Source organism: Streptomyces sp. NPDC001348 (genome assembly GCF_053597535.1).
On sequence record NZ_JBSFIK010000022.1, the window covers coordinates 51,332 to 64,235 of the forward strand.

The window sequence follows — 12,904 nt, forward strand, 5'->3', positions numbered from 1 at the left end:
GCGACAGACCTGCCGGGAGGCATCGCCGGCCTTCTGGCAGGATCTTCGGATGCGTGAGCAACCATCATCAAGGACACCGAACGCCAACACCGGGACGGACGAAGCCGAGTTGGCCGCCGCCGAGGCCGGCCGGCCCGGTGCGGCACGTGCGTATGCCGAACTCCTCACCCGCAAGGGCCAGGTGGACGAGGCGCTGCCCTGGTGGGAGAAGGCGGCGGTTGAGGAAGGGGATGCCGAGGCGGCTCGTACGCTCGCCATCGTTCACAAGGACCGGTGGGACTTCGAGGAGGCCGAGCGGTGGTATCGCACGGCCGCCGACCGGGACGGGGGGTGTGCGTTCGGGCTGGCCACGCTGTTGAAGGAGGCGGGAGATCAGGCCGGGGCCCAGGAGTGGTACGCGCGGGGCGCCGAGTTGGGCAGCCTGGAGTGCGTGACCAACGGGGCCGTGATGCTCGCCGGGCAGGGTGCGTGGGAGGAGGCGCTGGTCCGGCTCGGCGAGGCGTGCGAGAGAGGAGACCGGAAGGCCTTCCAGGCGCGCCACATCGTCGAGGGCATCCAGGACGACCTGGAGCGATGGGGGGACGCGCTCGCGGCGGCCGAGCGAGACGGGGACCCCGAGGCCGCCTACGACGCGTTGAGCGACCTGCGTGACCCCGAGTACCAGGGCATGTTCGACGCCTATCCCGGCACGGTGGCGGCAGGGGAGGCGCTGTACGCCCGGGCCGCCGCGCTCGGCAGCGCCCGGGCGCTCGTGGAGCAGGCCATCCTCGTGGAGCGGGACACCGGCCGATGGCCGGAGGCACGTGCCCTCGCCGAGCGCAGCCACCGACTCGGATACTCCGGCGCCGCCTTCGTGCTGGGTATCTGGTGGGAGGAACGCGGCGAGCTGCGGGAGGCGGAGAAATGGTTCCGGGCAGCCGACGAGAACGGCGGCCACGACCTCGCCTGCCTCAGGCTCGGAGTGCTGTGCAAGCGTCAGCGCCGGCTCGACGAGGCGGAGGAGTGGCTGCGCAAAACCGGGGTGGACGAGGAGAACTACGACGCGTTCAACGGCGTCCAGGAGCTGATCGTCGACACGCTCAAGGAGATCGCCGAGCTGCGGGCGGAGCCCGAGAGCCCCGCGGACGCCGAGCGCCGGGCCCGTCTGCCGGGCCTGCGGGCCGCCGCCGAGGCGGACGGCGCCGGCCCCGAGGAGATGTTCGCCTACGCCGACGCGCTCGACCGGCTGCGCCGGCTGCCCGAGGCCGCCGAGTGGTATCGCCGGGCCGGCACTCCGCGAGCCGGCCTCGGCCTCGGCCGCATGCAGTACCAGCTCGGCGGTGCCAAGGGCACGTACATGCTCCCGTTCTACGAGCCCGCGGCGGCGGCAGGGGACGCCGAGGCGGCGTACGACATCGCCGAGATCCACTCCGAGGCCGGTGACAAACGCTCGGCCGGTGTCTGGTACCACCGGGCGGCGCTGCTAGGACATGGCCGGGCCGCCTGGCACGTGGGCTGGATCAGCGAGGAACGCCGCGGCGACCCGCAGTTCGCGGAACGCTGGTACGTACGGGCGGCCGAGACGGGCCTGGCCCGGCCGGCCTACCTCGCGGGCATGAGCATGGTTCGGTACGGGCGCCATGCCGAGGCCGAGCGATGGCTGGTGATGGCCTGGGAGGAGGGCATCGTCGAGGCGTCCTACTACCTGGGGCGTGCACTGCGCGGTCTCGGGCGCGCGGAGGAGGCCGTGGAGTGGCTGCGGCGCGCCGTCGAGCGGTATGCGGAGTTCGAGCGCGAACGGTACGGGTTCAACAGGCCTGATCCCCGGCCTGAACTGGCCGAGCTGCTCATGGAGTCCGAACAGGACGAGGAGGCCGCTGACGTCGTGGCGAGGATCCTGGAGGAGTACCCCGGCCATCTGAAGGGCAACCGCTACGCCGGCATCCTCGCCCGCCGCAGGGGCGACCTGGAGACGGCCGCGAAACACTTCGAGGAGATCGCCGACAGGGACCGCGACGGAAGCGTCGGGCTGACACTGAGGGAGATCAGGGAAGTCCTGGCACAGGTTTCGCACCCGCACTGAAAACCGGTGCCCGGCACACCAGATCGATGTGCCGGGCACCGGACAGCCGTACGGAAGGCGGCTACGCCGGAACGCTCGCCACGCCCGGGGCCAGGAACTGCTTGCCGTTCACGCGCTCCGAGACGCCCTCGCGGTCCAGGTACGGCGTGATGCCGCCCAGGTGGAAGGGCCAGCCCGCGCCGGTGATGAGGCACAGGTCGATGTCCTGGGCCTCGGCGACGACGCCCTCCTCGAGCATCAGCCCGATCTCCTGGGCCACCGCGTCCAGCACACGGGCGCGGACCTGCTCCTCGGTCAGGACGGTGTCGCCCTGCTTGAGCAGCGCGGCGACCTCCGGGTCCAGCTCGGGCTTGCCGCTGTCGTAGACGTAGAAGCCGCGCTTGCCCGCCTTGACGACGGCGGCGAGGTTCTCGGAGACCGTGAAGCGGTCCGGGAAGGCCCGGTTGAGGGTCTCCGAGACGTGCAGGCCGATCGCCGGGCCGACCAGCTCGAGGAGGACCAGCGGGGACATCGGCAGGCCCAGGGGCTCCACCGCCTTCTCCGCGACCTCGATCGGCGTGCCCTCGTCGATCACGTTCTGGATCTCGCCCATGAAACGGGTCAGGATGCGGTTGACGACGAACGCCGGGGCGTCCTTCACCAGAACCGCGGTCTTCTTCAGCTTCTTGGCCACCGCGAAGGCGGTCGCGAGCGACGCGTCGTCGGTCTGCTCACCGCGGACGATCTCCAGAAGGGGGAGGATCGCCACCGGGTTGAAGAAGTGGAAGCCGACGACCCGCTCGGGATGCTGCAGCTTCGACGCCATCTCCGTCACCGAGAGGGAGGAGGTGTTCGTCGCCAGGATCGCGTGCGCCGGGGCGACCGCCTCGACCTCCGCGAACACCTGCTGCTTGACGCCGATCTCCTCGAACACCGCTTCGATGATGAAGTCGGCGTCCGCGAAGCCCTCGGCCTTGTCCAGAACGCCGGTGACCAGGGCCTTCAGCCGGTTCGCCTTGTCCTGGTTGATGCGGCCCTTGCCGAGCAGCTTGTCGATCTCGGCGTGGACGTAGCCCACACCCTTGTCGACGCGCTCCTGGTCGATGTCCGTGAGGACGACCGGGACCTCCAGGCGGCGCAGGAACAGCAGGGCGAGCTGCGAGGCCATCAGACCCGCGCCGACCACGCCGACCTTCGTCACCGGACGCGCCAGGTTCTTGTCCGGGGCGCCCGCCGGGCGCTTGCCGCGCTTCTGCACCAGGTTGAAGGCGTAGATGCCGGCGCGCAGCTCGCCGCCCATGATGAGGTCGGCCAGCGCCTGGTCCTCGGCGTCGTAGCCCTGCTGCAGGTCGCCGTTCTTGGCGGCCGCGATGATGTCCAGGGCGCGGTAGGCGGCCGGGGCCGCGCCGTGCACCTTGGAGTCGGCGATGAAACGGCCCCTGGCGACGGCCTGGTCCCAGCCCTCACCGCGGTCGATCGCCGGGCGCTCGACGGCGATCTCGCCCTTGAGGACGGCCGCCGTCCAGATCAGCGACTGCTCCAGGAAGTCGGCGCCCTCGAAGATGGCGTCGGCGATCCCGAGCTCGTAGACCTGCTTGCCCCCCAGCTGCTTGTTCTGGTTGAGGCTGTTCTCGATGATGACCGAGACGGCCTTGTCGGCGCCGATCAGGTTCGGCAGCAGCGTGCAGCCGCCCCAGCCGGGGACCAGGCCGAGGAACACCTCGGGCAGGGAGAACGCGGGCAGGGCCGCGGACACCGTGCGGTAGCTGCAGTGCAGGCCGACCTCGACGCCGCCGCCCATCGCCGCGCCGTTGTAGTACGCGAAGGTGGGGACCGCGAGGCCCGACAGCCGCTTGAAGACCTCGTGGCCGCCCTTGCCGATGGCGAGCGCGTCCTTGTGCTCCTTCAGCAGCTCGACGCCCTTGAGGTCGGCGCCGACCGCGAAGATGAACGGCTTGCCGGTGATGCCGACGCCGACGATCTCGCCGTCCGCGGCCTCCTTCTCGACCTGGTCGATCGCGGTGTTCAGGTTCGCGAGCGAGGCCGGGCCGAAGGTGGTCGGCTTGGTGTGGTCGAAGCCGTTGTCCAGGGTGATGAGGGCGAAGCGGCCCGCACCCAGGGGCAGGTCGAAGTGGCGTACGTGCGCCTGCGTGACGACCTCGTCCGGGAACAGCTCGGCCGCGCCCTTCAGGAGTTCAGCGGTGGTGCTCACTTGTCGCCTCCGTCGAAGTGCGGGTTCTCCCAGATGACCGTCGCGCCCATGCCGAAGCCGACGCACATGGTGGTCAGGCCGTAGCGGACGTGCGGCTGCTCCTCGAACTGGCGGGCCAGCTGCGTCATCAGGCGGACGCCGGAGGAGGCCAGCGGGTGGCCGAACGCGATGGCGCCGCCGTACTGGTTCACGCGCTCGTCGTCGTCGGCGATGCCGTAGTGGTCGAGGAAGGCCAGGACCTGGACGGCGAAGGCCTCGTTGATCTCGAAGAGGTTGATGTCCTCGATGGACAGTCCCGCCTTGGCGAGGGCCTTCTCCGTGGCCGGGATCGGCCCGTAGCCCATGACCTCGGGCTCCACGCCCGCGAAGGCGTAGGAGACGAGGCGCATCTTGACCGGCAGGTCGTTCTCGCGGGCGAAGTCCTCGGACGCGATGATCGAGGCGGTGGCGCCGTCGTTCAGACCGGCCGCGTTACCGGCGGTCACCCGGCCGTGGACGCGGAACGGGGTCTTGAGACCGGAGAGGTTCTCCAGGGTGGTGCCCGGGCGCATCGGCTCGTCGGCGGTGACCAGGCCCCAGCCCGTCTCACCGGCCTCCGGAGTGGTGCGGCGCACCGAGATCGGCACCAGGTCGGCCTGGATCTTGCCGTTGGCGTACGCCTTGGCGGCCTTCTCCTGGGAGCGCACCGCGTACTCGTCGGCGCGCAGCTTGGTGATGTGCGGGTACCGGTCGTGCAGGTTCTCCGCGGTCATGCCCATGAACAGGGCGGACTCGTCGACCAGCTTCTCCGAGACGAAGCGCGGGTTCGGGTCCACGCCCTCGCCCATCGGGTGGCGGCCCATGTGCTCGACACCGCCGGCGATGACGGCGTCGTACGCGCCGAACGCGATCGAACCGGCCGTGGTCGTCACGGCGGTCAGCGCGCCGGCGCACATGCGGTCGATGGAGTAGCCGGGGACGGACTGGGGCAGACCTGCCAGGATGCCGGCCGTGCGGCCCAGGGTCAGACCCTGGTCGCCGATCTGCGTGGTCGCGGCGATGGCGACCTCGTCGATCTTCTTCGGGTCGAGCCCGGGGTTGCGGCGCAGCAGCTCCCGGATCGCCTTCACGACGAGGTCGTCGGCGCGGGTCTCGTGGTAGATGCCCTTGGGGCCCGCCTTGCCGAACGGGGTGCGGACGCCGTCTACGAAGACGACGTCCCTGACGGTACGAGGCACGATGGCTCTCCTCCAGGGTGCGGGATGGCACTGCTGCGACGCGCAAGCGCTGAGCGCGCGCTCAGGACCCATGCTACTTATCGGTAACGTAGCTGCCCAGTCCAGGCTGCCCAAGCGGTGAAGGTCACATCGGCGGCGCGGTGCCGGAGGCCGTCTCTCCTCCTCCCTTGACGGCCTCCGCGATCCGCAGGGCGGCCTCGGCGGGCGTGAGGTGCGTCGTGTCGACGACCTCGGCCTCGGCGTGCAGCCACGTGCGGGCCGCCTCGGCGTAGGGCTCGAGGTACCTGAGACGGAACGGGGAGTCGGGGCCGAGAACGGTGTCGCCCGCGATGCGCCCGCGGAGAGTGTCCTGGTCGGCGTGGAGGACGAAGTGCCTGACCGGGACGGCGTGCCGGGCGAGGCCCGCGCTGATCTCGCGCCAGTACTGCTCGACCAGGACGGTCATCGGTATCACCAGGGTGCCGCCGGTGTAGTCCAGCACGCGGCGGGCGGTCTCGACGACGAGCGGCCGCCACGGCGGCCAGTGCTGGAAGTTGTCCGTCTCGGGCAGCCCCGGCGTGATGTCCATGAGCGTCTCGCCGACCTTCTCGGCGTCGAACACCCGCGAGTCCGGGATCAGTTGCTGCACGAGCGCGCTGGTCGTCGTCTTGCCCGCGCCGTGGGTGCCGTTCAGCCATACGATCACGGGACCCGATGCTAGCGCCGGGCGACTAGCGATCCGGCGGTGCCGTCGACCCCCTCGGTGTCAGCACGGGGGTGGGGACCGGATGCGAGCCCGGGCCCTCTCCCGTGATCACCCCGAACAGGGTCCTGGCCGCCTCCGCGCCAAAACCGTGCACGTCATGGCTCATCGCGGACAGCGTCGGGTGGGTCAGCCGGCACAGCTGGGAGTCGTCCCAGGCCAGCAGGGACACGTCGGCGGGTACCCGCAGGCCCATCTCGGACGCCACCGAGAGCCCGGCCACCGCCATGATGTCGTTGTCGTAGACGATCGCGGTGGGCCGGTCCCGCGGCGCGGCGGTGAGCAGCGAGCGCGTCGCCCGGGCCCCCGCCTCACCGGAGTAGTCCGTGGTGACCTGCCAGGCCCCGGCCAGCTCCAGGGACCGTGCCGCCTGGTCGAAGGCGGCCGTGCGCATCGCGGTGTGCCCGAGGGCCGCCGCGCCGCCGACCCGGGCGATCCGCCGGTGCCCGAGCGCGGCGAGGTAGTGCACGGCCTCCGTGACGGCGGTGGCGTCGTCGGTCCACACGGAGGTGAGCCCCCCGGTCAGCGACGGGTGTCCGACCGCCACCACCGGCAGCCCCAGCCGCTCGGCCGCCGCCGGCCTGGGGTCGTCCGTCCCGAAGTCCACCAGGATGGCCCCGCCGATCTGCCGCCCCTTCCACCAGGACTCCAGCAGACCGGCCTCCTCCCGCACGTTCCGTACGAGCCTGAGCAGCAGCGAGCAGGACCGTTCGGTCAGCACGCTCTCCACGCCCGAGATGAACTCCATGTAGAAGGGCTCCAGCCCCAGCATCCGGGCCGGCCGGCAGATCGCCAGGCCCACCACGTCCACCCGGGCGCCCGCGAGGGACCGCGCGGTGAGGTTCGGCGCCCAGCCCAGCTCCCGCGCCGCCGCGAAGATGCGGTCGCGGGTCGCCTCCGACAGCCCCGGCTTGTGGTTGAAGGCCAGCGACACCGCGCCCTTGGACACGCCGGCCCGCGCGGCGACGTCCCTGATGGTGACGCGAGGGCTCGGCGTCGCTGTCATCAGGCGGGCTCCACGCAGTACAGGGCGGCCCGGGCGGCGGCCTCGTCGGGTGTCCGCCAGCCCCGCACGCCGATCGTGACCCGTTCCCCGGGAAGCAGTGTGACCAGTCCGCGGTCCGCCCGCGCCGCCGGGTCCAGCCGGTCGGCCTGCAGCAGCAGGTCCCGTACGAGGGTACGGGCCGTCACCGTCACCGCGCCCGGCGCGACGCTCACGTCGAACTCCGGCGGGGGGTAGGGGATCTCCCGGTCGGGGGCGGGGAAGTACAGGGCGCGCACCCCCTCCATGTCGGCGACCAGGAACTCCTTCGGCCCGGCCGGCCCGAGCTCACCGGGCACCTCGATGTCCGCCACCGTCCGCGCCCGCGCCGCCAGAGCCATGCTCGCCGCACCGACCACCGCCCCCGCCACGGTCATCCGGCGCAGCGTCACCGTCCCCGTCCACTCCTCGGCGGACTGGTTGACGGCGGCCAGCACCAGCCCCTCCGCCCCCGCCCGCAGCGTCAGCAGCCGGTCGGCGTACAGCCGCCGCAGCTCGTGGTACAGCGGCTTCTCCCGCCCGTCCCCGTCGACGGCCGACCACGACGTCACCGGCCAGCAGTCGTTGAGCTGCCAGACCACCGTCCCCGCGCACACCGGCCACTGCGACCGCCAGTGCTCGATCCCGGCGGCCACCGCCCGCGCCTGGTTGACCTGCGTCAGATAGTGCCAGCGGTCGAAATCCCCTTCGGGGAGGACGAAATGACGGGCGAGGCCACGCTCCAGCTTGCCGTTGCCGTCGTCCGCCTTCTGGTGGTGCAGCATGCCGGGGGAGTCCGCCGCGAGCTCCTCACCGGGCAGCGCGCGCCGCAGCGTCGCGTACGCGGGCGGCGCCTGCCAGCCGAACTCGGCCACGAAACGCGGCACGCTCAGCCGGTAGTCCGCGTAGTCCTCCCGGTTCCACACCTCCCACGAGTGGTGCGTGCCGTGCGCCGGGTCGTTCGGGTGGTGCGCCCAGGACCCCGACCACGGGCTGCCCGCCGTGTACGGCCGAGTCGGATCCAGCTCGGCCACCACCCGCGGCAGCAGACCCAGGTAGTACCCCTCGCCCCAGGAGTCCCCGGCCAGCCGCCGCTCCCAGTCCCAGTCCCTGAAGCCCCACAGGTTCTCGTTGTTGCCGTTCCACAGCACCAGCGAGGGGTGCGGCATCAGCCGTACGACGTTCTCCCGGGCCTCCGCCTCCACCTCGCCGCGCAGCGGCTGCTCCTCCGGGTAGGCCGCGCACGCGAACGGGAAGTCCTGCCAGACCATCAGGCCCAGCTCGTCGCAGGCGTCGTAGAAGTCCTCGCTCTCGTAGATCCCGCCGCCCCACACCCGCACCAGGTCCACACCCGCCGCGGCGGCCTGCCCCAGCCGCTCCCGGTAGCGCTCGCGGGTGACACGGGAGGGGAAGACGTCGTCCGGGATCCAGTTCACGCCCCGCGCGAACAGCCGCTCCCCGTTGACGACCAGGGCGAAGCCGGTGCCGTGCGCGTCGGGCCGCCGGTCCAGCCCGACCGTGCGGAAACCGATCCGGCGGTGCCAGGTGTCGAGCACCTCGTCACCGTGGACCAACGTCAACTCGATGCCGTGGAGCGGCTGCTCGCCGTAGCCCCGGGGCCACCACAGCTCCACGTCCGGGATCCTCAGCCGTACGACCCCGCTCGTCCCGTCGACCTCGGCGCGTGCCGCCCGACCGCCCACCCGGGCCTCCAGGGCGAGCCGCGCCTCGCCCCGGGTCCGCTCGACGTCGACCCGCAACTCGACGACACCCGTGCCCTGTTCGACGGTCACCAGCGGCCGCACCCGGCTGATCCGGGCGGTCGACCAGCGCTCCAGCCGCACCGGCCGCCAGATGCCCGCCGTGACCAGCGTGGGCCCCCAGTCCCAGCCGAACGAGCAGGCCATCTTGCGGATGTACTGGTACGGCTCGGCGTAGGCGGCGGGCCGCTCGCCCAGCCGCTCGCGGACGGTCTCGGCCTCGGTGTAGGCGGAGGCGAACCGTACCGCCAGCAGACCCGTCACGCCGGTCACGTCGAAGCGGTGGGAGCGGTGCATGTTCCTCACCCGCCCCAGGAGTCGCCCGTCGAGAGTGATCTCGGCGGCGGTGTCCAGACCGTCGAAGACGAGATCGGTCCGCTCGTGCGCGGACGTCTCCCGCAGCTCCCGCTCGTACGTCCACTCCCGCCGCCCGACCCAGGCCACCTCCGTCTCGGCGCGTCCGAGGAACGGGTCCGGGACCAGCCCGGCCGCGAGCAGGTCGGTGTGCACGCAACCCGGCACCCGGGCGGGCAGCGCCTCTCCTTCGTGGCGCAGGATCCAGCCCTCGGTGAGCGGTGTGGCCTCCAGCATGCGCACTCCCTAAACCGGTCCAGACACGGGATCGGACGTACCTCTGCAGCCTTGGCGGGAATGGGACTTTACCGGTTGAGGAAAGCGCTGTCAGAGTGCCGAACCAGCCATCTCGCAAGTGCTCGTCCGTCCCATGCGTCATGAACGGAATGAACGGAGCTGATGCACATGAACCGCCGCACGATCCTGGCCACGGCCGCGGGAGCCGCCCTGTTGCTCGCCGGCTGCACCGGTACGGGAGGCTCCACTAAGGGCGCCGACGCGAAGGCGCCGGACGACCCGTCCAAGGTGAGCGGGACCATCACGGTCCTCACCCAGCGGACCGACCTCGTACAGGACGGCACGATGAAGAAGTACGCCGCCGAGTTCAACAGGACGTACCCGAAGGTGAAGGTCGAGTTCCAGGCCCTCACCAACTACGAGTCCGAAGTCAAGATCCGGATGAACACGGAGAACTACGGCGACGTCCTGCTGATCCCCGGGGTGATCAAGAAGAGCGACTACCCCCGGTTCTTCGCCTCGCTGGGCACCCGGCAGGAGCGCGCCAGGAAGTACCGGTTCACCGACTTCACCACGGTCGACGGCAAGGTCTACGGCCAGAGCCCGATCGGCGTGACCCCGGGCTTCGTCTACAACAAACGGGTCTGGAAGCAGGCCGGCGTCACCGAGTGGCCCACCACCCCGGCCGAGTTCCTCGACGACCTCAAGGCGATCAAGTCGAAGACGGGCGCGACCCCGTACTACACCAACTTCGCCGCCCAGTGGCCGCTGACCTCCTGGACGTTCGTCAACGGCTCGGTGCACTGCGACACCCGGGCCACCACCAAGCTCGCCGACGGCGATCCCTGGGCCAAGGGTGCGGACCTGCGCGTCGGCGACAAGCTGCTGTACGACATCGTGCACGACGGGCTCGCCGAGAAGGACCCGACGACCACCAACTGGGAGGCGTCCAAGGCCCAGCTGGCCAAGGGGAAGATCGCCACGCAGTGGCTCGGCACCTGGGCGGTCATCCAGTTCCAGGACGCGGCCCGCAAGGCCGGGGTGAATCCCGACGACATCGGCTTCATGCCCTTCCCCGCCCAGGTGGACGGCAGGTTCTGCGCGACCGTCGGCCCCGACTACAACCAGGCCGTCAACGTCCACTCCGCGCACAAGGAGGCGGCCCGCGCCTGGATCGACTGGTTCACCGACAAGTCCGGCTACGACAAGGACAACCTCGCCATCTCCCCGCTGAAGGACGCGCCCCTGCCCACCGTCCTCAAGCCCTACGAGGCCGCCGGCGTGAAGCTGATCGAGCTGGACGACTCGGCGGGCGCCAGGGTCAAACTGATCGACGACCAGTCGGAGGTCGGCATCAACAAGCCCGACTACCGCCAGGACCTGGTCGACCTCGCCCGCGGCGCGAAGAGCGGCAGCCTCGACGACTTCCTGGACGGCCTCGCCAAGAAGTGGACCGCCGCGCAGAAGACCGTGGGGTCGGGGTCCTGATGACGGACACCACCCAGAAGGCGGACCACGCAGTGCCCACGGTCCCGGCCGGGCCGGCGCCCGTCCCGCGGCCCGTGCCCCGCCGGACACGGATCGGGCGGGCGGTGACCCCCTGGCTCTTCCTGCTCGCCCCGCTGGCCCTGCTGGTCACCTTCACCTACGCACCGATCGCCAACATGGTCGCGTACAGCTTCACCGACTGGGACGGCGTCAGCCCGGAACTGCACTACACCGGCACCGGCAACTACACCGAACTCTTCACCCGGCCCGACCTCTTCGAGGTCTTCTTCGTCAGCGGCTACTACCTGGCCGCCTCCGCCGTGCAGATCGTCGCCGCGCTCTACTTCGCGACCGTCCTGAGCTTCGACGTCCGCTTCCGGAACTTCTTCAAGGGCGTGCTCTTCTTCCCGTACCTGATCAACGGGGTGGCGATCGGCTTCGTCTTCCTCTACTTCTTCCAGGACGGCGGCACCCTGGACTCGGTGCTGAGCCTGTTCGGCGTGCGCTCCCACCATGCCTGGCTGGGCACCCCGGTCTCCGCGAACCTCTCCCTCGCGGGCGTCTCCGTCTGGCGCTACCTCGGCCTGAACTTCGTCCTCTTCCTCGGCGCGATCCAGTCCATCCCGGGAGAGCTGTACGAGGCGGCGGAACTGGACGGCGCGAACCGCTGGCAGCAGTTCCGCCACATCATCGCGCCCGGCATCAAGCAAGTGGTGACACTGACCGTGATCCTCTCGGTCTCCGGTTCGCTGTCCGCCTTCGACATCCCCTACATCATGACCGGCGGCGCCACCGGAACGGAGACCTTCGTGATCCAGACCGTGAAGCTGGCCTTCGAGTTCAACAAGACGGGGCTCGCCTCGGCGGCCGCGGTCGTCCTGCTGCTGATCGTCCTGGCGGTGACCTGGCTGCAACGGCGGCTCGTCCCCGACTCCGCCGACAACAGGATGGACCTGGTATGACGCGCCGTACCGTCGCCCGCACCCTGGTGTACCTGTCGCTGATCGCCGCCACGGTGGTCGTTCTGCTCCCGCTCGGCGCCGTCCTCCTGACGTCCCTGAAGACCCCGGAGGAGATGGCCGACGACAGCGGCGCCCTCACCGCGCCGCACCACCCGCTCGACTTCCACAACTACGTGACGGCGTTCCAGGACGGCGGCATGCTCCGGGCCTTCGGCAACACGGCCTTCATCCTGGTCTTCGCCATCGGCGGCACCGTCCTCATCGGCTCGATGACCGCGTACGCCATCGACCGGTTCGCCTTCCGCTTCAAGAAGCTCGTGGTGGCGCTGTTCCTGCTGGCCGCGCTGGTCCCCGGCGTGACCACCCAGGTGGCCACCTTCCAGATCGTCAACAGCTTCGGCCTCTTCGACACCCGGTGGGCGCCGATCACGCTCTACATGGGGACGGACATCGTCTCGATCTACATCTTCCTGCAGTTCGTGAGGTCGATCCCGATCTCCCTCGACGAGGCCGCCCGGCTGGACGGCGCCAACGCCTTCACGATCTACCGCAAGATCATCTTCCCGCTGCTGAAACCCGCGACGGCCACCGTGGTGATCGTGAAGGGGATCACCGTCTACAACGATTTCTACATCCCCTTCCTCTATATGCCGTCCCAGGATCTTGGCGTGATCTCGACGTCTCTGTTCCGCTTCCGCGGCCCCTTCGGCGCCCACTGGGAGACGATCTCGGCAGGAGCGGTACTGGTGATCCTGCCGACGCTGATCGTCTTCCTCGCCCTGCAGCGCTTCATCTACAACGGCTTCATGAGAGGGGCGACAAGATGAGGCGCCCCAAAGGGGCGCGGGGAACTGCGCGACCAGCCATGGA

The 12,904-nt window shown here is 70.4% G+C and carries 9 protein-coding genes; 4 read left to right on the forward strand and 5 right to left on the reverse strand.

Going from position 1 to position 12,904, the window contains the following annotated elements; all coding sequences use genetic code 11:
• Positions 1–49 precede the first annotated feature (49 nt).
• Positions 50–2,062, forward strand: a complete 2,013-nt coding sequence (locus tag ACWC21_RS23050; protein WP_450884676.1) for a tetratricopeptide repeat protein — start codon at positions 50–52, stop codon at positions 2,060–2,062.
• Between the two features lie 61 nt (positions 2,063–2,123).
• Here the strand turns inward: ACWC21_RS23050 and ACWC21_RS23055 are convergent, their stop codons facing one another.
• The 5 genes from ACWC21_RS23055 to ACWC21_RS23075 form a co-directional block, all read right to left on the reverse strand.
• Entirely contained in the window at positions 2,124–4,253 is a 2,130-nt protein-coding gene (locus ACWC21_RS23055; RefSeq protein WP_450884677.1) for a 3-hydroxyacyl-CoA dehydrogenase NAD-binding domain-containing protein, read from the reverse strand.
• Positions 4,250–5,470, reverse strand: a complete 1,221-nt coding sequence (locus ACWC21_RS23060) for a thiolase family protein (RefSeq protein WP_450884678.1) — start codon at positions 5,468–5,470, stop codon at positions 4,250–4,252. The genes ACWC21_RS23055 and ACWC21_RS23060 overlap by 4 nt, the downstream gene beginning before the upstream one ends.
• Positions 5,471–5,594: 124 nt before the next feature.
• Positions 5,595–6,155, reverse strand: coding sequence for an AAA family ATPase (locus ACWC21_RS23065; RefSeq protein WP_450884679.1), 561 nt, complete (start codon positions 6,153–6,155; stop codon positions 5,595–5,597).
• Between the two features lie 25 nt (positions 6,156–6,180).
• Positions 6,181–7,218, reverse strand: coding sequence for a LacI family DNA-binding transcriptional regulator (locus ACWC21_RS23070; protein ID WP_450884680.1), 1,038 nt, complete (start codon positions 7,216–7,218; stop codon positions 6,181–6,183).
• Entirely contained in the window at positions 7,218–9,584 is a 2,367-nt protein-coding gene (locus ACWC21_RS23075) for a glycoside hydrolase family 2 protein (protein ID WP_450884681.1), read from the reverse strand. Before ACWC21_RS23075 ends, ACWC21_RS23070 begins: the two co-directional genes overlap by 1 nt.
• Before the next feature lie 168 nt (positions 9,585–9,752).
• Between ACWC21_RS23075 and ACWC21_RS23080 the strand changes: the two genes are divergently transcribed.
• Genes ACWC21_RS23080 through ACWC21_RS23090 form a run of 3 tightly spaced genes read left to right on the forward strand, consistent with a single transcriptional unit; the run spans position 9,753 to position 12,861 of the window.
• Positions 9,753–11,072, forward strand: a complete 1,320-nt coding sequence (locus ACWC21_RS23080; RefSeq protein WP_450884682.1) for an extracellular solute-binding protein — start codon at positions 9,753–9,755, stop codon at positions 11,070–11,072.
• Positions 11,072–12,034: a carbohydrate ABC transporter permease gene (locus ACWC21_RS23085; RefSeq protein WP_450884683.1), complete on the forward strand. Its 963-nt coding sequence runs from the start codon at positions 11,072–11,074 to the stop codon at positions 12,032–12,034. The genes ACWC21_RS23080 and ACWC21_RS23085 overlap by 1 nt, the downstream gene beginning before the upstream one ends.
• Positions 12,031–12,861, forward strand: a complete 831-nt coding sequence (locus ACWC21_RS23090) for a carbohydrate ABC transporter permease (RefSeq protein ID WP_450884684.1) — start codon at positions 12,031–12,033, stop codon at positions 12,859–12,861. The genes ACWC21_RS23085 and ACWC21_RS23090 overlap by 4 nt, the downstream gene beginning before the upstream one ends.
• The last annotated feature ends 43 nt before the right edge of the window (positions 12,862–12,904 follow it).